Source organism: Corallococcus sp. CA054B (genome assembly GCF_003611625.1).
Lineage (GTDB): Bacteria > Myxococcota > Myxococcia > Myxococcales > Myxococcaceae > Corallococcus > Corallococcus coralloides.
This window is the reverse complement of the sequence record NZ_RAVY01000019.1, coordinates 26,422-51,823: the sequence shown is the minus strand read 5'-3', so window position 1 is coordinate 51,823 and position 25,402 is coordinate 26,422. Positions and strand designations below refer to the sequence as shown.

Below are 25,402 nucleotides of genomic sequence, written 5' to 3'. Positions count from 1 at the left end.
CGGTCCTCACTCCGTCGGCAGTCCCGCCGCCTTCTTCACGGCGGTGCGGATGCGCGTGTACGTCCCGCAGCGGCAGAGGTTGCCCGCCAGCGATTGGTCGATCTCCGCGTCGGTGGGCTTCGGATTCTTCGCCAGCAGCGCCGCCGCCGTCATGATCTGCCCCGCCTGACAGAAGCCACACTGCGGCACCGCCAGCTCCACCCACGCCTTCTGCAGCGGGTGCGAGCCGTCCGGCGACAGGCCCTCGATGGTCATCACCTCACGGCCCTCCGCGCGGCGCACCGGCGTCACGCACGAGCGCACCGCCGCGCCGTCGATGTGCACCACGCACGCGCCGCAGAGCGCCTGGCCGCAGCCGTACTTGGTGCCCGTCAGCGTCAGCACGTCGCGCAGCGCCCAGAGCAGCGGCATCTCCGGATCCACGTCGAGCTCGTGCTCGGTCCCATTCACTCGCAGTCGGATGCTCACGGTTGGCTCTCCTCGCGCGGGCACTCCGCGCCGTCCTTCACCCACGCGGCCACCAGGGCCCCGAACTCCGCCTGCGTTCCCGGCGCCGGAACCCGGTCCGCCCCGGGCTTCCAGCCCCAGCCCACCAGCTCGTCATGCGCCGAGTGCTCAATCAACTCCGCCAGGCTCTTGCCGCCGTTGCGCGCCGGGTCCTTCAACTGCTCGCACAGCGAGCGCGGCGTGCGCCCCTCCCAGAACATCACCTTGGGCGCCAGGTGCCACTTGGGCGCGCCGGGGACCCGCGCCAGCTGCGCGTTGCGGTCCTGGTGGCAGGAGGTGCACTCCAGGCCGGGCACGCCCTGGTCCTCGGGGCCGCGGGTCACCGGCGGATCATGGATCTGGCTGTTCTCCCCTTGGAGCGGGCTGTCGCCCACGGGGTGGCAGTTGACGCAGCGGGGATGCAGCATCACCCGGCTCGCTTCCAGGAACAGCGCCCGCGAGCGCTCCTTCTTGTCGCCAATGCCCGCGAAGGCCTCCGGCGGCCGGAGCGTCCGCGGATTCGCGGGCGGGGGTACCCCGCCCGGATGCGCCGCGCGGCCTCCACATCCCGCGCTGAACAGGAGCGACAGCGACAGCCCCGCCGCCCCCGCGCCCAGCACGGCTCCCAGTGCCTTCGAGCGAAGATTCATCGTGCCCCGTCCATCCCTTCGGCCAGAGGTCCTCCAGCCCACGCTGCGTCGCGAGGCCGGAGGGGCGATGCTGCCCCGGTCCTGCCCTCCCGGAGCCTTTCAAAAAGCCACAGGGCCTGTGAAGGTTTTCTTCAGAACGGGCCCAACCCTGGGAGTGGGCGGCGCCATCACGCGGCGTGGGGGACGGCGGCCTGCGTGAAGACTTCGTGCCTGGGTGACACGGGCCGCGGGCGGGATTGACGGAATGTCTTTCGGGGCCCGTGGGGCCTCCGCGCAAGTGCGCGGAATCGCGTGAGTGGGGCGTTGGAACGCGGTGTGTATTGGGAAGCGCGCAAGGAGATAGCCCGCCATGCGCCAGAGCCCCGCGTCGTCCGTGTTCTCCCTCACCCGCCTCTTCGTCGAGCAGTGTGCCCGCTGGAGGCTGCGCGAGGAGGTCATCGCGTTCATCCTCGAGTTCGGCACTCCCGCCCGGGCGTGTGGTGCCACCCACCTCACCGTGCACGAGCGCGACCTGCCGGTTGCGCTGCGTGATTCGTCCCTGGCGCGTCAGGCGCGCGGGTGGATCCTCATCCTCAATGACGAGGACCGGCTCCTCACCTGCTACCGCCGTCAGGATGCCTCGCGCTTCCTCAAGCAGAAGTCCAAGCGCCGCCCGGCGGGCGTTACCCGGGACCGCGACGACGTCCTGCGCGGCCTCCAGTTCGCTCCGGCCTGAATCAGTCGAGCCCCGTCTTGCCCACGGCCCAGTAGGCCTTCACCTTCGGCGTGGCGCGTTCACCGTCGCCGCGCAGCCGCGAGCGCAGGGCCTGGATGGACTGCGCCCGGCCCGTCATCACCAGCGTCGCGCCGGGTTTCGCGCGCAGGGCTTCGCGCAGCCGTTCGTGGACCTGCGTCAGGTGCGCGTCGCCTGCCGTTCGCTCCACGTCCTGGCCCTCGAAGCCCAGCTCGCGCAGCGCGGGTGCGCAGTCCTCGCGGCGGGTCACCTCGAAGATGGGGGTGACGCTGCGCTTCGCTCCGGCGCGGAACGCGTGCGCCACCGCGAAGGACGTTTCGTCACCGAAGAGCACCACCGGCGCGTCACCGGCCTCCAGCGCCACCGAGCGCCGGGGACCGAAGAACTGCACCGTGTCCCCGGTGCGCACGTCGCGGCCCCACTTCGCGCCCGGGCTGTCGCCGTGCAGGTACACCAGGAAGGCCGTGGCGCCGCGCGCTTCGTCCCAGGACAGCGGCGTGTACGTGCGCATGCCCAGCCCGGGCAGGAACACCTGCACCTTGTCACCGGGGGTCCATCCCTGCCCGCGCAGCGCGGGCCCTTCACAGTCAATCTGTCGGAAGGCGCGCGAGACTTCGCGCACCTGGGTCACCTTCGCTTCGGTGAAAAGAAAACGGCCCAGCATGCTTCCGAGCATGGCCTTGGCGTTTGCCATTGGAGCCTCCGTTCAGGCGTTCATACGCCTCCTGCACGTGCACGGCTCGTGAAGTTGCGTGAAGGCGTCCTCACCTTGCAGGGCAGAGACCCCCACGAAAGGAACCGGACATGGGCTCCTGGCATCCCCGGGTGCGCTGGCTTCGGACCGGCACCCCTGTCCTTGCCATCCTGGCAGCCGGCGGCTGTGCGATGGGCCCGGATGAATTCGGGCCGCAGGTGACGTCGAGCTCGACGCCCCTGGACCACCCCATTTCCCAGTTCCGGGACGTGCTGGCGCCCTACGGCACGTGGATGGATCTGCCGCACATCGGCTGGGTCTGGCAGCCGGACCCGGAGGAGGTGGGCGCGGGCTTCGTCCCGTATTCCTCGAACGGCCGGTGGGTTTCCAGCGATTGGGGATGGACCTTCGAGAGCGACTCGGAGTGGGGCTGGGCGCCCTTCCACTACGGCCGGTGGTTCAACACGCCGTCGGAGGGCTGGTTGTGGTGGCCCGACAATGAGTGGGCCCCTGCCTGGGTGGACTGGCGGTGGGGAAATGGCTTCGTTGGCTGGCAGCCCCTCGCGCCGCCGGGCATGAACACCGGGTTGAGCTGGACGTTCATGAGCGCGGACAACTTCGTGCAGCCCGACGTGGGGTCGCATCTCCTTCCGGAGTCGCGGGTCCAGGAGCTGATGCGCCAGACGCAGCCCGTGGGCGAGCATGTGGTGGCTCGCGAGGGATACTGGAACCGGGGGCCGGAGCCGGAGGAAGTGGCCCGGGTCACCGGACAGGAGGTGCCGCTCTCGCAGCCGATGACGCCACCCACGGCGCATCCGCCGCGTGCGTCCGCCAAGAGCTCGGAGCCCAGACCCGCGCAAGGGTCTTCTCCCCGCCGGTAGGACAATCCGCGCGCGAAAGCAATTGGAAGCCCACGACAAGCCTCCACGGCCAGCCCTTCCTGGCTTGAGATATGTCCAGCGTCCGCCCGGGACCGGTGTGCCCGGCGGACTGGAACTCAATCCGGGGAGGGCATCGTGGGAATGCGAGCGCGGTGGGTGCTGGCGAGCTGTCTGGCAGCGTGTCTCTTCACAGCGTGCACGGAGGGTGCGGCCGGGTCTGCCGGGCCTGCCGGGCCTGCCGGGCCAGCAGGGCCTGCAGGGCCTCAGGGCGCGCCTGGGCCCGCTGGCGGTCCTCAAGGTCCTCAAGGACCGGCGGGCCCGCAGGGGCCGCAGGGACCCCAGGGTCCCATGGGGCCTCCGGGAGAACAGGGCGCCGCGATGTGCACTCCCGCGGCGCTGTTCTGTGAGGGCAACAAGATGTGGAGCTGCACCCGGTCGGGTACGGATGCCGCGCTCTATGCCGATTGCGCTGGCGGATCAGCAAACAATCCCACCAGCTGCTTCAGCGACAACTGCGCGCCAGGAAGGTCCGCCTGTTGCCGTCCAGCGAAGGCCACCTGCCGCTGGAACTTCTCCAGCCCCGTCACCTCCGGCACATACTTCACCTACGCCGACGGCCAGGATTACTGCTCGCTCCCAACGTCCTGTGACGGTGTCAGTTACTTCCAGGTCGCTGTTGTCGCGGATGTGAAATCTCAGCAATGTGGTCAGGGCACATTCAGAGACCTGAACATCATCATCAAACGGCCCCTGACCACGCCGGGCGCAGTCATTCAGCTTCCGGACAACCGTGTAAGCCTTTCCTTTTCTGCTCCCGGGAACAACTGCAACTCCTGGACCGGGACCGTCAGGTGGGATTCGGATGTCCCCAGCTACAGCGTCTCCGTGGATGCCACTTGCAGCGAATCAGGCAAGAGCCACATCCGCTTCGTGGGCACCGTGAGTGGAGACATCTGAAAGCGCTGCACCTACGCCGGCTGGAGGAAGCGCCCGTCCACCAGGTGGTCGATGACCTCGCGGGCGGAGTGCGGATCCAGCCTTGCCTTGGTGCCCAGGTGTGACACCGCGTTGGAGACGGTGGTCGGCTGATCGAAGGCGGCCAGGGCGGCGAGGAGGATGGCGCCGTCGTCGCCCTGGGTCAGCGTGGGGTCGGTGAACTTGCGTGGGTTGACGGACGGCGCACAGCTCAGGGTGATGCCGTCCACCGAGCGCAGGACCGTCACCGGCTCCTTCGCCAGCTTCGCGGGCGCCCGGTGGCTTCCCAGCCAATCCCCCAGCGTGAAGCGCTTCGTCGAGGGCGCGGTGTTCTTGAGCCGCGTGCGGCCGTGGAGCTCGACGCGCTTCCTCGTGTCCCGGTGCTTCCAGGCCAGGGCGTCCACCCGGTCCGAGTTGCGCTGCACCGCCGCTTCCAGCTCCTTGTCCTTGAAGCGGATCATCGGCACGGACACATCGCCGGGCTCGCGGCGCTCGAAGTAGTCGAGGAACTCCGCGAACGTCTTCGCCTCCGTCACCATGTCGAAGCGCGCGGGATGTTCCGTGACGAGCGCTCCGGGCTGCGCCTCCAGCCGCTGGTAGCCCACCACGCAGTCCATGCTGATGATGCGCTCCACCAGCCGCAGCTCCTCCGCGAGCCGCTCCCGATTCATGAACGGCAGGCCTCCGATGCCGGAGATTTCAATGTCCACGTTCGGATGGCGGCGGACGGACTCGATGACGTCCAGCAGCTCGCGGTCCTTCGCGCAGGGCTTGAGCAGGCCCTTGGACATCTGCTCCAGCCGCTGCTGTTCGGAGAAGCAGCCGATGTCGATGACCATGTAGATGCGCTGGAAGGTTTCCGCCAACGCGGCGACCAACTCCACGCGTGGCACGCCCCAGAGGAAGTACGTGCAGCAGTGGCGCGACAGGTCCACGCCCGCCCAGGTGCTCCCCAGGAACTCCGCCGTGCTGCCCGCGAAGTCGTAGCGCATCTGCCACGTCCGGCTGGCGATCTCCTGGTGGTCCCTGCGCACGTTCTCCTCGGCGCGCAGGAACGGCTTCGCGCGCCCGAAGTCCGCCTTCTGGTTGCCTCGCGCGCCGCCGCAATAGAGGCAGTTCTCGCCGCAGCCCTTGCCGGGCGCGACCCAGCCGGAGAAGGAGTGCGCATCCATCTGGCTGAGGAAGATCTCGTTGAAGTGCGAGTAGTAGACGTCCTGCGTGTTGGTGGCGCGCTGCACGTACGCCAGCGGCGACCGGCGGGGACGTCCGTCCGGGTGCCGCGTCACGCAGTTGGGCGGGGCTTCCTCTCCGTTGCAGAGCGCCAGGAGGGGGACTTCTCCATCGCCCAGGATGACGTGGTCGATGCAGTCGTAGCCGCTCAACTCCTTCCACCAGTATGACGCGGAGTTGCCGCCCACGACGATGCGGATGGACGGGTCGATCTTCCGGATGGTCCGAGCGATCAGCAGCGCGCGGTCCACGTGGTGGAACCACTTGAGGCTGATGCCGATGAGCTTGGGGCGAACGCGGGCGATGAGGCGCTCGAAGGACTGGGTCACCTCTCCTGCGCTCTCGTCCCCGTCCCACAGCCGAACGAAGGCTTCAATCCCGCCGCGCCGCAGGTAGCTCGCCAGGTAGAGGATGCCGCACGTGGCTTCGCCCGTTCCGGCACCGACGAGGAGGACTGGCGAAAGGGCACGACCACTGCTCATGGGACGACCACCGGCCTGGGAGGGAGACGGGGCCAGCGTATAGGCGAATCCGGGCAGGCCCCGCGTGGATTCGTCGCCTCCCCTCCTCCCGGGCCGCCGGCCTGCTCCCTGGCCGGCCCCTCACTCCAGCAGTTCAGAGAGGCCCGCGGCGCGCAGCGCGGCCTGGATCTCCGCGTCCTTCTTTTCTTCGGCGTTCAGCTCCATGCCCCTTCGTCGGAGCAGGATCAGGGCTGACCGCCTCAGCGCCTTCTGTTCGTCGTTGATCCCCAATTGCCCGACGCGCGGGAACACCTCCAGGTACGAGACGGTCAACAGGAGGAACATCGGGGATACGAAGGAGCGGATGTCGGCGCTGAGCTCGCTCGCGGCCTTGAACACAGGGGCGGTGCTCTCCGGGGCCGCCTGTTGCGGCGTGCCCCCCAGTCCGTGGAACGACCGGAACGCGAAGAAGAAGGCATTTCCGCTCTCATCCAGCCCCATCAGGTCACCGACGCAGAAGCGTTCATAGCTCCGGTAACGAACGCAAGCGGTACGGCAGCTTCGCGAGGAAGTCCTCGTGACGCCCGCCCAGCCGCGCCAGGAACAGGCACTGCCTGGGGTCCATCCCAGTGTAGGTCGCGAGCTGATACTGGAGGACCTCCTCCTCCGTGAAGGGACTCGCGGCGATGAAGCGCTCGGCCTCGGTCGCGTTCCTGTCCTGGAGCCGATCCAGGACCGCCCATGTGAACACCTGCACGTCGTGGTGCTCGATGGCGTCGCGCAGCGCGCGGGCCCGCTGGGCCGCCAGATCCTCCGTGGCGGAGGGCTCCAGGATCTTCTTCACAGCCAGGCCGGTCGCGACCGCCAGGGCCAGGATGATGCAGGCGAACACGACGCCAGCCCTGGACACCTTCGGGTTCTTCGCGATGAAGCGCTGCCAGAGGAGCATCAGCGCTCCGCCCAGAGCGATCACGCCCGCGGAGACCACCCCACCGACGATGGCGAGGTAGCCAAACCCCATCGCGAAGAACCCGTCGCGCTCGACCTCGGTGGTCACCAGCATCACGACGAGATTTCCGACGTAGAGCGCGAGAACGCTTCCCGCGAAGAAGAGGAATGGTTTCATGGGCGGTCGTTGAACCGGCTTGAGCCTGCCGGTTCACGACCGCGAACACCACTCGGCTCTGGTGCCGTCGCCGACGGCTTCCGTCCCCGCCTGCGCCGCCGCCGCTTCGAGGCAGCGCCCTGGGGCTGTCCGCCCAACGTCCGCAACACCTGCGCGCGGACACCGCCATCCAATCGCAGTTGTTGCATGAGCGCTTGCACCTGCTTCGCGCCCTGGGGGCTCCGCAATCCCTCTCCCAGCCGCTCGACGATGTCGATGCGCAGCGCCACCGGCCCGATGATCTCGTAGCCGAAGGCCCGCGCGCTCCGGCCGGCCAGCACCGACACGTTCAGCGCCGGCTCCTGGGGGATGCCCTGCGGACACGGCGCCTGCTGGAACAGCGCCGTCAACATGGCCCGCCGCTCCAGGGCCTGCGGCGACAGGGCCTGGGTGACATAGAGGTACCGCTGGCCCTCGTGGACGCCCTGCGCCTTCAGCCGCTCCCGCGACTCCTCGTCCAGGAGCCGCCACTGCTCGCGCGCCTCTCCCTGCGAGATGACGCCCAGCCCTTCCGCCAGCTGGTAGGCCACGGCTCGCGTCGCCGGTGAGCGGCTCGCGCCCGTGAACGACTCCGCGGGAAAGCCTCCCATGGCCTCCGTGACCAGGTCCCTCGCCAGCGCCACCAGCCGGCGCTCCAGTCGCTGCCGCGCGCCTCCCGTCCACACCTCCGGCTCCGCCAACGCCAGCTGCGGAGAGCGCCGGTCGCGCCCCCGCACCAGCCGGGCCAGCGGCTGCGCCTCGAAGGAGATGCGCCCCGCGGCGTCCACCTCGAAGGCGTCGTGCGTCGCGTCCACCACGCGCTGGACGAACTGCTCCTCCGTCATCACCGCGCCTTCCGCGCCCGGCACCTCCGTCAGCAGCAGCCCCAGCTTGGCGAACGGACTGTCCGAGGCCCCGGCCTGCGGCTGCGCGCTGGCCCTCACGAAGCGGCGCGCGCTCCTCCTCGCGGCCCGTTGCACGAAGCGCTCCACCAGCCGCTCATGCAGGGCATCCCCCAGCGCGTCCTCGATGCGGCGCGTGCGCTCCTGCCAGGCCTCCGCGTCGCTCAGCCAGCCCGGACGGTGGCTGATGTACGTCCAGATGCGGATGGCCGCGAGCCGGTCCATCAGCGTGTGGATGTCCCCGGAGGCATCGTCCAGCGGCGACACCTGCCGGCCCAGCCAGGTGGGATCCAACTTCCCGTCCCCGGCCGTCAGCTGGAGGAACGTCTCGCGCAGCAGCGCGACGTGCTGCCCGAAGAGCCCCTTGCGGAAGTCCGGGACCTGGCAGACCTGCCACAAGAGCTCCACGGAGGCCTTGTCGGTGGTGAGCTCGCGGATGGCGGGCACCGCGGACAGGCCCTTGAGCGCGTCGAAGTCATCCGCGCGCTCCACCCGGACGAAGGCGCTGTCCCGCGGCGCTCGCGACAGAGAGTCCAGCAGCGCCTCCGGGCTGGAGAAGTCGAGCGAGGAGTTGCGCCAGATGAGGCTGCGCACCGCCGGGAAGCGGTGGGTTTCGATGGCGGAGACGATGCGCGGCGGCAGCTCCGGCAGCGTGTTCAGCGCGCCGAAGCTCCCGTCGTTGAGGTGGCGCCCCGCGCGGCCGGCGATCTGCGCCAGCTCGTCCGGATACAGGTCGCGCTGTTCGGCGCCGTCGTACTTGGAGAGCGTCGCGAAGGCCACGTGGTTGAGGTCCAGGTTCAACCCCATGCCAATGGCATCCGTGGCCACGAGGTACTGGACCTCGCCGGACTGATACATGGCCACCTGCGCGTTGCGCGTCCGGGGCGACAGCGCGCCCAGCACCACCGCCACCCCACCCCGCAGGCGGCGCAGCGATTCTGCCAGCTCGTAGACGCGGTCCGCGGAGAACGCGACCACCGCCGAGCGCGGCGGCAGGCTCTTCAGCGAGCGGCGCCCGGCGTAGCGCAGCTGCGACAGGCGCATGGCGCGCTTCATGGACGCATGCGGAATCAGCGCCTGCACCATGGGCCGCATGGTGTCCGCGCCCAGGAACCAGGTCTCCTTGCGCCCGCGCGCGTGCAGCAGCCGGTCCGTGAAGACGTGCCCACGCTCCCGGTGCGCGGCGAGCTGGATTTCATCCACCGCGAGGAAGTCCACCTCCCGGTCGGTCGGCATCGCCTCCACGGTGCAGATCCAGTAGTCGGGCCGGGGCGGCACGCGCTTCTCCTCGCCCGTCATCAGCGCGACCCGGCCCTCGCCCACCTTCGCGGTCACCCGGTCGTAGACCTCACGGGCGAGCAGGCGGAGCGGCAACCCGATGATGCCGGAGTCGTGCTCGAGCATCCGTTCGATGGCGCGAAAGGTCTTCCCGGTGTTCGTGGGCCCCAGCTCCGCCACGACGACGGACGGCCGGCTGGATGGGCTCGAGCTCATTGGCGAAGACTAACCCCGAACCCCCTCCTCCGCCCTGGAGGCCGCAAGGGATGTTCGCGAACAACGTCCCCGCCCGCCGCCCGGTGTGGAAGCAGGCGTCGGGGGGCGGGACGGACAGGCGCGGCGCTTCAGGCACGCGGGGGCAGGTGGGATGGACGGCGCTGCCCGGGCCCCCCAGCTTCCGGACACGCAGCCGCCTGGGGGCAATGCCATGGCCGACACGCATTCGCAGCCGTCCGTCACCGACCCGGGGGACCTGGAGGTCCGCCTCACGCTGCTCAACGCCGCACTGGCGACCAAGGTCGTCTGCGTGCGGCGCTACACGCGCCATGCCCTGCTGGCCGGGGGCGCCTGTCACGAGGCGATGAGGGCCGCGTTCGGCCTGCACGCCCGCGACGAACAGGGCCACGCGCTCAGGCTCGCCGAGCGCATCCAGCAGCTGGGCGGCAGGCCGGACTTCAACATCGGAGGGATCATGTCCAGCGGTGACACCCAGGACGACGAAGGGCGGACGCTGGTGGAGCTGCTGCGCGAGAACCTGGAGGCGGAGCGCATCGCCATCGCGTCGTACCGAGATCTGATCCCCTACTTCGCGGAGCGGGACCCCACCACGCGGCGGCTCTTGGAGGAGCTCCTCGACGAGGAGGAGGCACACGCCGCCGCCCTGCACGCGCTGCTGAAGCCTTGAGCCCCTGGCCCGGTGGGTTCCTCGGGCGGGTCCCGAACGGACCCGCCGGGCCGAGGCTCGTCGCCGAGCTTCTTCAGGTTCCCGGCGCCACCTGCACGTCGCGGTAGCGCACCATCCGCTTCAGCGCCGGATCCCACAGGTTCAGCCGCAGGCACCCCACGATGTCCTTCAGCGTGAGCGTGGTGACGTGCGGCCCCTGGAGCTCCGGGATGGACGCCATCGCCTCCGGCAGCCGGTAGAACGGGATGCGCGGGTTGAGGTGGTGCACGTGGTGGTAGCCGATGTTGCCCGTGAACCACTCCATCACCGGCCCGAAGCGCATGTAGCTGCTGGCCTCCAGCGCCGCGTCCGCGTGGCTCCACGACGCATCCGGCAGGATGGCCACCTCGTCGAAGTTGTGCTGCGCGTAGAACAGGTACGTGCCCAGCGCGTACGCGGCGAACAGCGGCCCCACGAAGGCGGTGAGGTAGACGCCCAGGCCGAAGAAATGCCAGACGGCCGCGGACAGGGCCACGTGCACACCGAACGCGAGCCCGGACGTCCAGTAGCGCTTCGGGTTCTTCACGAACGGCTGGAGGCACAGGCTGTAGAGGAACGCGGTGAAGTAGCCGAACAGCTGCGTCACCGGGTGGCGCTCCACCACGTAGCCCAGGCGCTCCGCGCCGGTGGCCTTGCGCCACTGCTCCGTGGTCCAGGTGACGAAGGTGCCCGCCGAGTCCGCCGCGATGCGCGCGGTGTTGGCGTGGTGATGGTTGTGCGTGTCATTCCAGATGCGCGCCGGGGTGAGCGTGAGCAGCCCCTGCACCTGGAAGAGCGCCTTGGCCCACCGGGACTTCGGCAGGAGCGCCCCGTGCATCGCGTCGTGGAAGAGGATGAAGCAGCGGATGAGCACCAGCGCTTCAATGAGGCCGCCCGCGATGCGCAGGGGCCACCAGGGCGCGGCCACCGCCAGCACCACCGCGCCCACGAGCGCGGCGTAGGTGGAGCCGAGCGCCCAGAGGGAGCGCGCGGTGTCCTGGGCCGCGAAGGGACGCGTGCGGGCAATGAGGTCCTTGCTCAAGGTCGACGCGGTTCGTTCCATGGGGACACGTTGTCCCATCCCCATGTCATGGCCGGGTCAGCGCTTCCCACACGCACGCAGTGGGCTCTTCGCGTCATGGATGACGCGCAAGGCCGTGCGTCAGCGCTTCTTGCGCCAGGCGCGCAGCTCCGCCTTCTTGTGCTTGCCCACCTCATCCAGCCGGGCCTGCCAGGTTTCACGGTAGGGGCGCAGGGCCGCCGCCACGGTGCGGGCCACCACGAGGTTGCGGTACCACTTGGCGTCCGAGGGCACCAGGTGCCAGGGCGCCTGCCGGGTGGACGTGCGAGCGAAGACGTCCTCATAGGCGCGCGTGTAGTCCACCCAGTGCTTGCGGTCCTCCCAGTCACCCGCGGCGATCTTCCACGCCTTGCGAGGCTCCTCCTCGCGCGACAGCAGCCGCTGCTCCTGCTCCTCCTGGCTGATGTGGAGGAAGAACTTGAGGACGATGGTGCCGTGCTCCGAGAGCAGGGACTCGAAGTCGCGGATGTGCTGGTAGCGCAGCTTCCAGAGCGCTTCGGGGACCAGGTTGTGCACCCGCGCCACGAGCACGTCCTCATAGTGGGAGCGGTTGAAGATGGAGAACTCGCCCTGGCGAGGGGCCTTGAGGTGCACGCGCCAGAGGAAGTCGTGCTCCCGCTCCTCCGTGCTGGGCACGCCGAAGGAGGTGACGCTCACCCCGCGCGGATTGAGGCTGCCCACCACGTGCTTGATGGTGCCGTCCTTGCCGGCGGTGTCGCGCCCCTGCAGGACGATGAGGACGGAGTTCATCTTCGCGCCCCACAGCAGGTCCTGCAGATCGAACAACTCCGCGCCCAGCGCGGCGAACTCCTCCTTGGCGGCCTCCTTGTCCTCCTTCTTCGGAGGCGTCGTGGGAATGCGCTCCAGCTTCACCTTCGCGCCCTGCTTGTCATTGCGGATGATGTCCATGGTCCTCTTCGCTCCTGATGTGGCGCCAGCGTGCCTGGAGCGAAGGCGGATTCACACCGTTCCGGGAAAAGGACGTCGGCGGAACGTCCAAGTCGAACCTTTCGCGGTGACACGAAGCGGGGCGCGCGGTGTTCCCTTCCCACCGCAGCAACCGGGAGGGGAACACATGGCAGGGCATCGATTCATCGCGAGCACCCTGGGCGCGTTCGCGCTCACCACGCTCGTGGGCTGCACCGACACCGCGGGCTCCGTGGAGGCCACCGCCGCGCTCGCGACGTCCGAGGCGGAGCTGGCGTCCGTGGCCCAGGTGGCCGCCGGCAGGAAGCACTTCCAGGAGGCACTGCCCGGCACCAACAGGCGCTCCTGCGCGACGTGCCACGTCTTCGCGGACGACACCGCGCTCACGCCCGCGCACGTGGAGGCGCTCTGGGCGCGGAACCCCGCGGATCCGCTGTTCAACCGCATCGACGCGGATGACCCGGCCGCCCCCGTGCCCACCTACGAGCACCTGAAGAAGGGCCTGGTGCGCGTGGTGCTCCCCCTCCCCGCGAACATGGACGTCATCGACGTGCAGGGGAACGTCATCACCGCCCCGGACCGCAAGGTGTCCGTCTGGCGCGCCGTGCCGAGCATCGCCGACACCGGCTTCTCCGGCCCCTTCCAGTCCGACGGCCGCGAAACCGACCTCGTCACCCAGGCCCAGAGCGCCGTCACCAGCCACAGCGAGGGCGGCACGGTGGCGCCGGCCGTGCTCCAGCGCATCGCCGCGTTCGAGCGCGGCGTGTTCAGCTCCCCGCGCGCCCGCTTCGTGTCGGAGCTGCTGGAGCGCGGCTGGCCGCTGAGCGCCATCCCGGACCCGGACGCGCTGCTCCTGCTCGACGCGTCCGAGCGGCGCGGCCGCGACGTCTACGACCTGGCCTGCGAGGCCTGCCACGGCGACCGCACGCGCAACCGCATCGTGAACCGCGCCACGCACGACGCGCTCTTCTACGCGCTCAAGCCCGACGGCAACATCCAGTACACCGTCACGCCCGGCGCCCCGCCCGAACCCGTGCGCGTGCCCCGCCCCCACAGCGAGTTCCTCAACGCCGGCTACGCGTACATGACCTACCTGGGCCAGCGCGGCGTCGTGCCCCTCTTCAACACGTCCGTCGACTTCCCCCAGTACCGCTTCCGCTTCTACACGGACGGCACGCGCCAGCACGCCGTCACGGACCTGCCGCCCATCCCCGTCACCGCGAGCGGCGACCCGGATGACATCAACCCCGCCCTGGATGAGCACGGCGCGCCCATCGTGGGCCCCGCGCTCGCGGCGCAGTGGTACTCCACCGACCCCGGGCGCGCGTTGATCAGCGGCGACCCCGCGGAGTTCGAGGCCTTCGACGTGCCGTCCCTGCGAGGCATTGCCCGCACCGCGCCGTACTTCCACGACAACAGCCACGCCACGCTCGCGGAGGCGGTGGACACCTACAGCCGCTTCATCCTCCCGGGCATCCCCACCGTGGGCGCGCTGCCGGTGCACCCGCCCGAGTTCCCGGGCGGGCCGCCGGAGTCCCTCAGCCCCGCGCAGAAGAAGGATCTGCTGCGCTTCCTCCAGCGGCTGTGAGCGCCCTTCAGCGCCGCCACTCCAGCTCCGGCGCCGACACCCGGGGCGGAGGCGGCAGGAAGGTGTGCGCCAGCCCCCGCAGGCCCCGCGCGAAGAACTCCTCGCGGATCCACTGGCTCAGCGCCGCCGCCTCGCCCTCGTGCCCCGGCGCCAGCCGGAAGGTCGCGTGCCACTCCACGAAGGTCTGCCCGGTCGCCGTCACCGGCGTCACCCGCAGCTTCGCCACGTAGTCGCGCACGGGCAGCGGGCCCTCCACCATCTCGTACGCGTAGCTGCGCGCATTCGAGTCGTACGCCAACCGCGCCTCCAGGTACACCTCGCCATCGCGCGTGGTGAGCCGGCGCAGGGGGCCGGAGTCGGGACGCGTCACCCGCTCACTGGAGACGACGCCCGGGTGCCAGCGCGGGAGGCTGTCAAAGCCTCCCACGCGGTCCCAGACCACGTCCGCGGGTGCCTGGATGAGCTGACTCGCATAGGCCTCGGCCATCAGTGCCTCACGTCGTTCGTGCATGGACATGCTCAAGAAGGGGCTCCAGCCCTTCAGGCGGTACGGCCCTGGAAGCCCTCATAAAGCCATACAGTCAACGGACCGGGTCCCCCACCGCATCGCATCGCATTCATGCCGCCCCCCATGTCAGGCATTGAGGCGCGTGATGTGGAGCAAGGGCAGCGGAGTCGGAATCGTCCAAAAGGGCTGTTGTAAGCGCTCCGCATCCCGGGTCAGTCTGCGTGTGGCCCCGCGATCACCGGCCCACCTGGGGGGACTCGCCCCGCGGGGCATGGACTGGCGGGATGTGAAGCATTGTCCGGGCATGGCTGTTGAAGGCGCATGGTGCATGCCCCCGTCGCCGAGGAGATGCCCGATGACCTCCGCTTCCATCACCGAGTACGAAACTCGCCTCTACTGGCAGGGAGGCCGGGGCGCGGTGCTGACGAGCGACCGTGCGCCCCCCGTTCCGATTGGCCGCCCGCTGTGCGGCCAGCAATGCGGGCCCGAGGACGGGCGCTGGGACCCCGAGGCGCTGCTGGTGGGCGCGGTGGAGGGGCGCACGCTGCACGCGTTCCTGGACGGGGCCCGGGAGGCGGGCGTGGGCGTGCTCTTCTACCAGAGCTCCGCCACGGCCCGGCTGGTGAGCGGGAGCCCTGAAGAGGCCGCCCACTTCACCGACCTCATCGTCCGGCCGCACGTCGCCGTGGGCAGTCCGCGGGAAGCGGAGGACGCGCGCCAGCTCTTCGCCCGGCTGCCGGAGCGTTGTTTTCCCAGCTCCATGCTCCAGCTCACCCCGCGCATCGAGCCGGTGGTGGAGGTCTGGGCCCACGCCCGTCGCGAGGACGCCACCCCACCTGTCCAAAACCACGCACCTGCTCCCGGCGAGGCGGACGCGGTGGTTCCCTGGGAGAGCGGCATGCGCAGTGTGGAAGGACATGCCGACGAATCCACAGACGAATCCGCCCACGAAGCCGGTGAAGGAGCCGGAACCGAAGCCCACGCCTGAGATTGATCCACCCCGGCCGCCCGCGCCGGAGAAGGATCCACCGCCGGGCGAGCCCCAGCGCCGGGAACCTCCGCCGCCCCAGCAGGACCCGGAGGTGGAGCCGGGCATCCAGGACCCACCCGCGCATGACCCCAACCATCCGGGGCCGCCGAAGATCATCGCGTGACCGCTCCAGGCGCGCGGCGCCGTGGATTCCCATGGACCTGACGCACCCGGTGTCCGAGCGCATTCACCGGCGGGAGATGACTTGCGAACCTCCCTGGACCTTCGTCCAATGACAGCGTTTGCTGCCCTCACGCGGCGATGCAAGTCGATGCGAGGAATCCTAGAGTGAGGTGCGCTCGTCACGCGCCATGCTCCCGTCCTTCTCGCCCCCTCACCTCCTGCGGCTGCGCACTGTCGCCGCCGCGTGCGCGGTGCTCCTGGGCCTGATCGCGGCCTGGAGCGAAAGCCAGTCAGCGGGTGTCCGCATCGCCCTGCTGACGGTGAGCGCGTTCGTGCTGGCGGCGGTGGGCGCGGGGGCCGCGCTTCGCACGGTGGCCCGGAGCGAGCGCGAGTGCGCCCTTCTGCGCGACCAGGCGGACGACGCGCGGGCGCTGCGCGACGCGGTGATGGGCATCACGCCGGTGGGCTTCGCGTTCTACGACCGCGACCTGCGCTACGTGCACGTCAATGCCGCGCTCGCCGCGATGAACGGCCTGCCGGCGGCGGCGCACCTGGGGCGCCACGTCTCGGAGGTGCTGCCCGCGCTGGGCACGGCGCTCGCGCCCCGGCTCGCGCGGGCGCTGGAGACGGACGCGCCCCTCCAGGACCTCAGCCTCCAGGTGGAGACGCCCGCCGCGCCCGGCGAGACGCGCTTCTGGTTCGGGAGCTACTCGCGCGTGCGCGGCTCGGGTGGCGCGGTGCTGGGCGTCATCGCGTCCCTGTCGGAGGTCACCGAGCGGATGCGCGCGGAGGCGTCCCTCCAGGAGCACGAGGGGCGCCTGGACGTGCTCACCCGGTCGCTGCCGGACTATCTATGGGGCGGGAAGCTGCGGGACGGCGTGCTGCGTGACTTCTACTGCACGCCCGTCGTGGAGCGCACCACCGGCTATCCGGCCAGCGCCTTCACCACGGGCGGCGGGCCGGAGGGCACGCCCTCGCCGCTGTGGGCGGAGATGATCCACCCGGAGGACCGGACGCGCTATCGCGAGTGCATCGAGTCGCTGGCCCTGGCCCCGAGCACGGAGGTGGAGATCGAGCACCGCATCATCTGCGCGGACGGGCGCGTGCGCTGGGTGCGCAGCCGCGCCGCGGCCTCCGGCCTGGACGACCGGGGCGGCGTGCACCTGGGCTGCGTCGTCACGGACGTCACCGACCGGCGGCTCGCGGACGACCTGCGCCAGCGGTTGAACGACAGCTTCCGCCGCTCCGCGACGGAGTGGCGCCGCACCTTCGACGCGGTGTCCTCGCCGCTGCTGGTGCTGAGCGCGGAGGGCATCATCCACCGGCTCAACGACGCGGCCCGCGTGCTCTTCCGGGAGGCGGATCCCTCCGGACAGCCGCTCTCCGCGACCGCCGGGGCTCCGCCCTGGTCCAGCGCGGGTCCGCTGGTGGAGGAACTGCGCGCGACCCACGGCAGCACCAGCCGCGAGGTGCACGACGCGGAGTCCGGGCGCACCTGGGAGGTGTCGGCCGCCTGGGTGGACGAGAAGGCCAGCGAGGACCCTCGCATCATCCTGGTGGCCACCGAGGTCACCCGGCTGTTGGAGCTGCAGGCCCACGTGCGCCGCGGTGAAACAATGGCCGCCATGGGCGCCATCGTCGCGGGCGTGGCCCACGAGGTGCGCAACCCCCTCTTCTCCATCTCCGCGGTCGTGGACGCGGTGGAGGCCACCTACGGCGCCCAGCCGGAGTTGAAGCCCTACCTGGACGTGCTGCGCGGCGAGGTGCGCCGACTCACGCACCTCACCCAGGAGCTGTTCGAGTACGGCCGGCCCACGCGGGGCGAGTGGACGGACGGCGCCGTGGGCTCGGTGGTTTCCGAAGCCCTGTCCGCCTGCACGCTCACGAGCGACAAGGCGGCCGTGAAGCTCCAGCGCGAGGTGTCCGACGCGCTGCCCCCGGTGCGCATGGACGCGCGCCGCCTGTTCCATGTCTTCCGCAACGTGGTGGAGAACGCCGTGCAGCACTCCCCCCAGGGCACTACCGTTCACGTGACGGCGGAGGCCGTGGAGGAGGCGGGGCGCCCCTGGGTGCGCTGCACCGTCCACGACGGAGGGCCCGGCTTCAAGAGCGAGGACCTGCCCCACGTCTTCGAGCCCTTCTTCAGCAAGCGTCGAGGAGGGACTGGCCTGGGGCTGTCCATCGTCCAGCGCATCCTGGAGGAGCACCAGGGGCGCATCCGCCTGTCCAATCACCCCCGGGGAGGCGCGGAGGTGACCATCCTCCTGCCCGCCCTTTCCCCCGCCGGCAACACCGGCCCCACTCCGCAGTCACAGGTGTCATGACCCGCACCCGCATCCTGCTCGTGGACGACGAGCCCGGCGTCCGTCTGGGTATGAAGGGCTACCTCACCCAGCACGGCTTCGACGTGGATGAAGCCACCAGCGTCGCCGAGGCCCAGGAGGGTTTCCGCACGCACCGGCCCGATGTGGCCGTCATCGATTACCGCCTGCCGGACGGTACCGCGCTGGAGCTGTTGCCCCGGCTCAAGGAGCTGGACGCGGCGGTGCCCCTGGTGGTGCTGACGGGGCACGGCTCCATCGAGCTGGCGGTGCAGGCCGTGAAGGAAGGCGCCGAGCAATTCCTCACCAAGCCGCTGGAGCTGGCGGTGCTCAAGGTGGTGCTGGAGCGGCTCGTGGCCCAGCGGCGCGAGCGGCAGCGGCTCTTGGCGGACCGCTCGCGCGCGGTGCGCACGCAGGTGGATCCGTTCCTGGGGAACAGCCCCGTCATCCGCGCGCTGCGCGACCAGGCGGAGCGCATGCGCGACAGCGACAGCCCGGTGCTCGTCACGGGCGAGACGGGCAGCGGAAAGAGCGTGCTCGCGCGCTGGCTGCATGAAGGTGGACCGCGCAAGGAGGCCCCCTTCGTGGACCTGAACTGCGCGGCGCTGTCCAAGGACCTGCTGGACTCGGAGTTGTTCGGCCACGAGAAGGGCGCCTTCACCAGCGCGGTGGCCGCGAAGCAGGGCCTGCTGGAGGTGGCGGACCGGGGCACGCTGTTCCTGGATGAGATTGGCGACATGGACGTGGCCGTCCAGCCCAAGCTGCTCAAGGTGCTGGAGGAGCAGCGCTTCCGGCGCCTGGGTGACGTGAAGGACCGGCGCGTGGACGTAAGGCTCGTGGCCGCCACGCACCAGGACCTGCAGGTGGCCGCGCGAGAGAAGCGCTTCCGCAGCGACCTGTACTTCCGCATCAGCACGCTCCTCCTCCACGTGCCGCCCCTGCGCGAGCGCGCGGAGGACGTGCCGGTGCTCGCGAGCCACTTCCTGGCGGAGATGGGCGCGCACCGGGGCCGCGGCCAGGTGGAGCTGGAGCCCGACGCGGAGCGAGCCCTGATGGCCTACAGCTGGCCGGGCAACATCCGCGAGCTGCGCAACGTGCTGGAGCGCGCGGTGCTCCTGTCCGGCACGTCGCGCCTGTCCCGCGGCGCCCTGCGCTTCGAGTCCCTGCTGCCCGCGGAGGAGCCGCTGGGCGAGGACCTCACGCTGGAGGAACTGGAGCACCGCCACATCGAGCGCGTGCTGGCGCGCGAGGGCGGCCACGTGGAGCGCGCGGCGACGAAGCTGGGCATCTCCCGCAGCTCGCTCTACGCGAAGATCAAGGGCTGGCAGCACAAGGGAGGCTGACGGCAGCGCGCGAGGGGGACGGGTTCAAGTCCCGTACTCCTCGCCACTAAAAGCCCAGCAATCCTACGGTGTTGCTGGGCTTTTTCTCTCCCTTGTTCCCGCATGTGCCTTCAGCGCGCCCATCCGGCGTCGTGGGTCAATGTGAGTAGTCCCCCTGCTTTCATGCCCCGATGTGATGGACGAGCGCCCGATGTTGGAGCGCAAGAAGAAGCAGAGGCGCAATGAGCAGCCTCAGTCCGGCATTCAATGTCTGAGGCGAAGAGTCAATTCACTTGACTTAGTGTCCATCAAACACTAAGCCTTCTGTCTGACGGACTAGGGAAGTCGCACACCATCCTCTCCTCACATCGAGGTGCGTTTGAATACGGCCATGTTCGATCACGAGGCGTACCTTGAGGCGGAACTACTCAACGCCCCGAGGCAGTTGTCCAACCATCTCTTCCACTACACGAACGCCGAGGCGGCGATTTTCGGCATTCTCCGCAGCGGAACGCTCAGATTGTCGCCCTTTGAGTCGACCAACGATCTTTGGGAATCCCGCCCCCTCTATCCCTCCCTGACGTTGCACGCTGATGATCGCCGCCTCGATGCTGGGATGGAGGTGTGGAACGAACTGGACAGGTCAATTCGAATCCACGCGAAAGTCGCCTGTTTGACCCAAGACTGGGAGCTTCCTAGGTCGGTCTTGAATCCTGACGCCCTGCGCGGCTGGAACCACCTCTCAATCTGGGCGCACTACGGCGCTAGGCATTCGGGAGTCTGCCTCCAGTTCGATCGCAACAGACTGATCGAAGCTTTCACAACCGCCCTGGTCCCAGGTGCTCTTCTCCGATTTCACGGCCCAGTCGTATACAGAAGCGCATCGGTCGGCGCAGGGCTGGACGGTGTCAACGTTGGGCAAATTCGCGAGTTCGGCTTGGACGCAGTAGCAATCAACTACGCAGAGACCCACCACGACCAAATCTTCTTCCGAAAGCACGCAGACTGGTCCAACGAAAGCGAGTACAGGTTGGTCCTCATTGATCAGTCCGTACTCCCCATAGAGTTCTCCATCCGTGAAGCATTGACTGGAGTGTTTCTTGGAGACGCCTTCCCGAGCAGCCGCCTACCGGCCTTGTCGGCCACACTGAAGGCATACCCAAGCGTCAAAGTCTTCCACCTCAGATACCACAACCGCCACTTGGGTTGCTTCCCCTCCATCGCCCCAGGGACCACAGATGCAGCGGTAACAAATTCACTGCTGGCCTCCCACAACCGATCCGGAACTCTAGATGAACGCCGGACTGCGCTCAAAGACAGCGTCCGCACAGCCAGCCAGCAGAGGGAGCGAGCTGCAGCCCTCTGCTCGACGCATCTCGACACATTAAAGAAGGCGGTAGAAAAAGCTGGCGCGTCCGTCCTTTCATGGCCCAAGGTCGAAGTCGAGGTGCATAAAAACACTGCCGCAATACCCGACAACCAGCGTTCTCGTGCACCTGGCGTTCCAGGAGAGCAGATCTACTTCGAAAGTGGATACATGTGCGTCATCGAGAACGTCCCCAAGCACACGCATACGCTCGTAGCCGCCATCGCGATGCAAGTCCTGAATGGCGATCATATACGCATTCACGGCGTGGTTAAGACCGAACACTGGAAGCCCAACGGCAATGAGCACGTGGAGCAATGGCGCGAGACCTACGAGGTACCGCTTACCGAAACTGCGACAGCACTCGGCTCAATCATTACAAAAATACACGACACACTCAAAGCCTCTCGGTCGGATTTTGACAAGAAGCGTGGTCTGCAGTCGAAGACTTCGACGTAACAAGACAAGTCGCCCGGAGACGAAACCGGAGAACTACAGCCAGGATGTATCCATGCATTTCCGGGTATGCAGCGCCCTCTTGCTTTCTCCGCTTGGGCTACACGGCGGAGCCGATCGCAAAGGTGCCTGCGGCTCGCAGCCGCTGAATTGCAAACCTCCAGCAAGCAGCGCTCCCTTGGAGGAGGGTTGGCCGTGCGTTTCGGAGTTGACCCCAATCCGCAGCGGGGCCAGACAGGAGCGCGCTACCTGGGCGCGGCGGAAGCGCGCTGGCGATTGCTGGGCGGGAAGCTCTACGCGATGGGGACGGGCGGCACGCTGCTGTTCCCCACGCCAGAAGGGATGCTGCGGCCGGGGGCGTTCGCCTCGGTGGGCCTGGGGGTGGACAATGCGCGCTGACGTCCTTTTGCTGGCCCTGGTTCTGATGGCCACGGGATGCGCCTCCGTGTCACAAGCGCCTGGGCGTGGCCGAAGCTTGAGCTACGCACCGCGAGAAGCCTCCTCGCCCGCCTGGGTGGACCCCCCGAGCGATGAGTCCCCGCGCGCCCAGACCTTCCTCCCGCGCGCTCTTGCTGGGCCCGAGCAACGGCTCCTGCGCCGCCAGCAGCCGCGTGACGACGTGACCGCCGTGGGAGGCGGCGCTGTCGGGGGCGGGGGCCGGAGCAATGCATTGACGCGGCAGGCAGTCCTCGACGCGACGAAAGACGTGAAGGGCTCCCTGACCCGCGTCGAGGCCGCGTTCAGCAAGCTGGCGGCCCGTCCTCCGGACCCCTGGGGCTGGAGTCTCACTGGCGTCTTCACGCGCTACCTCGACCAGGGCTCCAAGCAGGTGACGTGGCTTCATGGCGCGCTTGGGAGCGCCACCGCGTTGACGGAAGTGGCCTCGGAAGTTGGCGACACGGACATGGAGCTGGGCCTGCTGCGCATGACAGGGCCGAAGCTCCAGGCAGCTCAGTTCGGGACGCTCCTCTTGGCCACCTGGGTGGACTTCCTGCACCTCGCGGACGCCGTGCTTCGTCACTGCCCCATGTGCAGCGCTGAGAAGCTCTTCGTGGACCTTCATCGCGTGCAGGGGTTGATGGAGCCCACGCTGACGGACCTTGCCTCACTGGACCCGGAGCGGGTGGAGGCGGCAACCACCGCGATGCCCGAGCTGATGGGGAAGCTGACGCGTGAATTCGACACGCTCCATCGGGAGACCCGCGAGACCCTGAAGCTTGGCGGGCAGGTCATCGCGGCGATGCAGGCGGTGGAGATGGTCACGATGATCTCCACGATGAAAATGGCCCTGCCACGCGTGCCGCCCTCGGCTCCCGCGACGCTTGGCGTGGGCCTCGTGATGAGCTCGGGTGGAGTCGTGGTGGGCTCGCGGATGGTGGTCTCCGCCGAGTGGGTGGAGATGATGCGAAGGCTCGTGCAGGCGGGCGTCATCTCCGTTCCTGCCGTCGGCGCGGCCGTCCTCATTCAGGGCGGACAGGTCACGATGATGGCCCAGGCGCACCAGGGCTTGCCCAAGGGCGTGCTCGAAGCGCTGGGGGACAGCCCCGAGGTGCGCGGCATGCAGGTGACGGGCAGAGCGGGGGCGGGCATGTCGGACGCTCCGAAACACCACGTGATGCCGCAGGAGCACCGCGAGTGGTTCGAGCAGCGCGGCTTCAAGGGCGACATGGACATCGACAACTTCTGCGTCCGGATGGAGCAGGCTGATCATGAGGCGATTCACGGCGGGGGGAACTGGAAGCTGGGACGCACATGGCCCGGCGAGTGGAACAGGATGATTATGAAGGCCCTGGGCGATGCCGAGATTGCCACTGGTCGAACTCTGACGCGGAACGAGATCCTGACTCTCGTCGCGAAGAGCATGCGGGACTATAGGATCCCGATGAGCTTCATTCGTGGGAGAGGACGATGAGCGACGGAGGTGCATGGCAGGGCAACATCAAGGCGCGCCTGTACGAACGGGTCCGTGAGCGAGGCTACGACTCACTGACCGCCTTTGCCGATGCGCGCCCTGCCGTTCCGCTGTACGTCCTGGCCGACGAGCTGGGCAACGACGTTGCTGCGGTGCAGGTGTTGAGCGGCTTGCTGTACGAGGCGGAGCAGCACAAGCGGGTCACGCGCTTCGTTCGCGACGTGCTCGTGCGCGAAGTCGCCGAGGGACTCCCCAACGGTTGGCCGCCCATCTTGGACGACGCAAGCCGCTTCGAGGTTGCAATGACGCTTGGGCGCTGGTCTGCGTACACCCCAGAAACCCATGAAGAGCGCGTGCGGCAGGTGCGCGATGTGCTCCTCGCCAGTCCCCCACCTCCCGGCTGGCGCCCGCTCAGTCCTGACGACGAACTGCTTCGGACGCTCCTTCCCGACGAGGAAGCCTGACTGGAAGCGGTGGCCCTTCAAGCCACGGTGAGGGGCCGCCGTGTGCCCCCAGTGTGCCCCTCCAGCGTGGTTCAGCCGGGCACTCCGGGGGACAGCATGGGACGGGGTGGGATGATGAACCCGAGGGGAATCAAGGCGACAGGGGGTAACAGCGCGTCCTACCTGGAGTTCCCATCACCTTTGCCCACGGGTTCAAGTCCCGTACTCCTCCGCTGGCTCGACGCAGCCGACCTTCCCCCTGGGTAGCAGTGCAGGGCCTGCGGGTGCCGGGCTGAATGTCAGACGTGTGTCCTTTGCTCTCCTCGGAGGTGTCACTCCCAGGGGGCGTGGATGCGAATGACGCGCAGTGGGGCTGTCTGGCTGTGGCTGCTGTTGCCGGTGGCCGCATGGGCCGAGGACGTCCCGGAGGTGCCGCCCGAGGAGGAGGAACGGCGCCCCCGGGACGAGGCCTGGCGCAACCTGCTGCGCGTGGAGGCGACGACGCTGTCCTTCCTGCCGCGCGCAGGGATGGGCACGGACGAGGGCTTCCTCCAGGTGGAGCCGACCCTCATTCTCGACGGAGGCGCGGAGTTCGGCCTCAACCTGGGCACGCCCGTGCGGTTGCGCCTCTGGGGTGGTGGAGGGACCGAGGGCTTCGTGCGACGCGAGGACTGGGACAGCCTCTCGGACTTCGGGCAGGTGGTGCGCGGCCTCAAGCTGGGCTCGGGCGCGGCGCCCGTGGGTGTCTGGTTCGGCGCGCTGGAGTCCTACAGCCTGCTGTCCGCGCACCTCGTGCGGCGCTACTCCAACCGAAGCAATCCCGACTACCACCCGGCGGGCGGCTTCCTCACGGGCTCGCTGGGGCCCCTCTATACGCAGGCGTTCGCCTCGGACGTGCTGGGCGCGCGCCTCATGGGGGCGGAAGTCGCGTTGGACCTGGAGCACGTCCTCTTCGGCCAGCCCCACGCGCAGGGCCGCTACACGCTGGCACTGTCAGCGGTGCATGACTGGGGGGAGGCGGGAGGTCGCGCGCCTCCGGTGACGCTGGCGCACCTGGACACAACCGCCGTGGTGGTGGTGCGGCAGGGCTTCGAGGCCCACCTGCTTGCCGGTTGGGGAGGACGGCCCGGTGCGGGCGGCGCATGGGGGGCGGTGGTAGGCGCTGGCGCGGATGCGGTGACACCCACGTTGGACATGCGGCTGCGGCTGGAGGTGCGCAGGCAGCATGGTGGCTTCCGACAGGGATACTTCGGCCCGGACTACGAGTTGGCGCGCTTCAAAGCGGCGGGGCCGGAGGGAGTGCCACTGGCGGAGGCCCACTTCCCGGATGGGACTTCCGCCTATGGCGAGGCGGAGGTGGGCTGGGACGCGGTCCGCTACGGCGGCCTCTCCAAGCACCTGAAGCTGTCGTTGGGAGTGGAGGCCTTCAACTGGGGCCGCTTCGACGTGGACGGGCGCGTGGCGGTGCAGCTCTTTGACCGCTCCGTGGAAGTCGCCTTGAAGGGTCTCGCCGTGGGAACGGGACAGCCTGGAGCGCGCTACCTGGGCGCGGCGGAAGCGCGCTGGCGATTGCTGGGCGGGAAGCTCTACGCGATGGGGACGGGCGGCACGCTGCTGTTCCCCACGCCAGAAGGGATGCTGCGGCCGGGGGCGTTCGCCTCGGTGGGCCTGGGGGTGGACAATGCGCGCTGACGTCCTTTTGCTGGCCCTGGTTCTGATGGCCACGGGATGCGCCTCCGTGTCACAAGCGCCTGGGCGTGGCCGAAGCTTGAGCTACGCACCGCGAGAAGCCTCCTCGCCCGCCTGGGTGGACCCCCCGAGCGATGAGTCCCCGCGCGCCCAGACCTTCCTCCCGCGCGCTCTTGCTGGGCCCGAGCAACGGCTCCTGCGCCGCCAGCAGCCGCGTGACGACGTGACCGCCGTGGGAGGCGGCGCTGTCGGGGGCGGGGGCCGGAGCAATGCATTGACG

General features: G+C 69.0%; 22 protein-coding genes and 1 pseudogene. 13 read left to right on the top strand and 10 right to left on the bottom strand.

Annotated elements, in window-relative coordinates; all coding sequences use genetic code 11:
- Window positions 1-6: 6 nt before the first annotated feature.
- On the bottom strand, window positions 7-468 hold the full coding sequence (locus tag D7V80_RS07435) for a (2Fe-2S)-binding protein (RefSeq protein WP_120587497.1): 462 nt from the start codon (window positions 466-468) through the stop codon (window positions 7-9).
- On the bottom strand, window positions 465-1,136 hold the full coding sequence (locus tag D7V80_RS07430) for an Isoquinoline 1-oxidoreductase subunit (protein WP_120587496.1): 672 nt from the start codon (window positions 1,134-1,136) through the stop codon (window positions 465-467). The genes D7V80_RS07435 and D7V80_RS07430 overlap by 4 nt, the downstream gene beginning before the upstream one ends.
- 349 nt (window positions 1,137-1,485) lie before the next feature.
- On the opposite strand from D7V80_RS07430, the gene D7V80_RS07425 reads away from it, so the two are divergent.
- On the top strand, window positions 1,486-1,851 hold the full coding sequence (locus D7V80_RS07425) for a hypothetical protein (RefSeq protein ID WP_120587495.1): 366 nt from the start codon (window positions 1,486-1,488) through the stop codon (window positions 1,849-1,851).
- A gap of 1 nt (window position 1,852) precedes the next feature.
- Here D7V80_RS07425 and D7V80_RS07420 read toward each other — a convergent pair whose 3' ends face one another.
- Window positions 1,853-2,563 carry a siderophore-interacting protein gene (locus tag D7V80_RS07420; protein ID WP_120587494.1) on the bottom strand — a complete coding sequence of 237 codons (711 nt, stop codon included), beginning with the start codon at window positions 2,561-2,563 and terminating at the stop codon, window positions 1,853-1,855.
- Between the two features lie 218 nt (window positions 2,564-2,781).
- Between D7V80_RS07420 and D7V80_RS07415 the strand changes: the two genes are divergently transcribed.
- The gene (locus D7V80_RS07415) at window positions 2,782-3,444 is read left to right on the top strand and encodes a DUF6600 domain-containing protein (protein ID WP_233585201.1); all 663 of its coding nucleotides are present in this window, start codon (window positions 2,782-2,784) and stop codon (window positions 3,442-3,444) included.
- Window positions 3,445-4,412: 968 nt separating this feature from the next.
- Here the strand turns inward: D7V80_RS07415 and D7V80_RS07405 are convergent.
- The 4 genes from D7V80_RS07405 to D7V80_RS07390 form a co-directional block, all read right to left on the bottom strand.
- Window positions 4,413-6,131 (bottom strand): radical SAM protein, encoded by a 1,719-nt coding sequence (locus tag D7V80_RS07405; protein WP_120587492.1) that lies wholly within the window; start codon window positions 6,129-6,131, stop codon window positions 4,413-4,415.
- A 120-nt stretch (window positions 6,132-6,251) separates the two neighbouring features.
- Window positions 6,252-6,611 (bottom strand): hypothetical protein, encoded by a 360-nt coding sequence (locus D7V80_RS07400; protein WP_120587491.1) that lies wholly within the window; start codon window positions 6,609-6,611, stop codon window positions 6,252-6,254.
- Between the two features lie 22 nt (window positions 6,612-6,633).
- Window positions 6,634-7,236 (bottom strand): hypothetical protein, encoded by a 603-nt coding sequence (locus D7V80_RS07395; protein ID WP_120587490.1) that lies wholly within the window; start codon window positions 7,234-7,236, stop codon window positions 6,634-6,636.
- On the bottom strand, window positions 7,233-9,650 hold the full coding sequence (locus D7V80_RS07390) for a helicase-related protein (protein WP_120587489.1): 2,418 nt from the start codon (window positions 9,648-9,650) through the stop codon (window positions 7,233-7,235). Before D7V80_RS07390 ends, D7V80_RS07395 begins: the two co-directional genes overlap by 4 nt.
- A gap of 211 nt (window positions 9,651-9,861) precedes the next feature.
- On the opposite strand from D7V80_RS07390, the gene D7V80_RS07385 reads away from it, so the two are divergent.
- Window positions 9,862-10,338 (top strand): bacterioferritin, encoded by a 477-nt coding sequence (locus D7V80_RS07385; RefSeq protein ID WP_120587488.1) that lies wholly within the window; start codon window positions 9,862-9,864, stop codon window positions 10,336-10,338.
- A gap of 73 nt (window positions 10,339-10,411) precedes the next feature.
- On the opposite strand, the gene D7V80_RS07380 is transcribed toward D7V80_RS07385, so the two are convergent.
- Both D7V80_RS07380 and D7V80_RS07375 read right to left on the bottom strand, forming a co-directional pair.
- A complete protein-coding gene (locus D7V80_RS07380; RefSeq protein ID WP_233585200.1) occupies window positions 10,412-11,398 on the bottom strand; it encodes a fatty acid desaturase in 987 nt (328 codons plus the stop codon).
- Window positions 11,399-11,518: 120 nt separating this feature from the next.
- Complete coding sequence (locus D7V80_RS07375; protein ID WP_120587486.1) at window positions 11,519-12,346, bottom strand: PPK2 family polyphosphate kinase; 828 nt, start codon at window positions 12,344-12,346, stop codon at window positions 11,519-11,521.
- Window positions 12,347-12,512: 166 nt separating this feature from the next.
- On the opposite strand from D7V80_RS07375, the gene D7V80_RS07370 reads away from it, so the two are divergent.
- Complete coding sequence (locus D7V80_RS07370) at window positions 12,513-13,952, top strand: cytochrome c peroxidase (RefSeq protein ID WP_120587485.1); 1,440 nt, start codon at window positions 12,513-12,515, stop codon at window positions 13,950-13,952.
- A gap of 7 nt (window positions 13,953-13,959) precedes the next feature.
- Here D7V80_RS07370 and D7V80_RS07365 read toward each other — a convergent pair whose 3' ends face one another.
- Complete coding sequence (locus tag D7V80_RS07365) at window positions 13,960-14,463, bottom strand: SRPBCC family protein (RefSeq protein WP_158616571.1); 504 nt, start codon at window positions 14,461-14,463, stop codon at window positions 13,960-13,962.
- Between the two features lie 352 nt (window positions 14,464-14,815).
- Between D7V80_RS07365 and D7V80_RS07360 the strand changes: the two genes are divergently transcribed.
- The 9 genes and pseudogenes from D7V80_RS07360 to D7V80_RS07315 all read left to right on the top strand — a co-directional run bounded on the left by D7V80_RS07360 (window position 14,816) and on the right by D7V80_RS07315 (window position 25,125).
- A complete protein-coding gene (locus tag D7V80_RS07360) occupies window positions 14,816-15,448 on the top strand; it encodes an OsmC family protein (RefSeq protein ID WP_120587483.1) in 633 nt (210 codons plus the stop codon).
- Window positions 15,417-15,614: a hypothetical protein gene (locus D7V80_RS07355; protein ID WP_052313020.1), complete on the top strand. Its 198-nt coding sequence runs from the start codon at window positions 15,417-15,419 to the stop codon at window positions 15,612-15,614. The genes D7V80_RS07360 and D7V80_RS07355 overlap by 32 nt, the downstream gene beginning before the upstream one ends.
- 187 nt (window positions 15,615-15,801) lie before the next feature.
- Window positions 15,802-17,937 (top strand): ATP-binding protein, encoded by a 2,136-nt coding sequence (locus D7V80_RS07350; RefSeq protein ID WP_120587482.1) that lies wholly within the window; start codon window positions 15,802-15,804, stop codon window positions 17,935-17,937.
- Complete coding sequence (locus D7V80_RS07345) at window positions 17,934-19,277, top strand: sigma-54 dependent transcriptional regulator (protein ID WP_120587481.1); 1,344 nt, start codon at window positions 17,934-17,936, stop codon at window positions 19,275-19,277. Before D7V80_RS07350 ends, D7V80_RS07345 begins: the two co-directional genes overlap by 4 nt.
- Before the next feature lie 370 nt (window positions 19,278-19,647).
- On the top strand, window positions 19,648-21,081 hold the full coding sequence (locus D7V80_RS07340) for a DUF2971 domain-containing protein (protein ID WP_120587480.1): 1,434 nt from the start codon (window positions 19,648-19,650) through the stop codon (window positions 21,079-21,081).
- Window positions 21,082-21,225: 144 nt separating this feature from the next.
- Window positions 21,226-21,477 (top strand): annotated as a pseudogene (locus D7V80_RS07335) (hypothetical protein); the annotation flags it as partial.
- Between the two features lie 505 nt (window positions 21,478-21,982).
- Window positions 21,983-22,990, top strand: a complete 1,008-nt coding sequence (locus D7V80_RS07330; protein WP_370452468.1) for a DUF2380 domain-containing protein — start codon at window positions 21,983-21,985, stop codon at window positions 22,988-22,990.
- Complete coding sequence (locus tag D7V80_RS07325; protein WP_120587477.1) at window positions 22,987-23,454, top strand: NUDIX hydrolase; 468 nt, start codon at window positions 22,987-22,989, stop codon at window positions 23,452-23,454. Before D7V80_RS07330 ends, D7V80_RS07325 begins: the two co-directional genes overlap by 4 nt.
- Before the next feature lie 330 nt (window positions 23,455-23,784).
- Window positions 23,785-25,125, top strand: a complete 1,341-nt coding sequence (locus D7V80_RS07315) for a hypothetical protein (protein ID WP_120587475.1) — start codon at window positions 23,785-23,787, stop codon at window positions 25,123-25,125.
- Window positions 25,126-25,402: the final 277 nt, after the last annotated feature.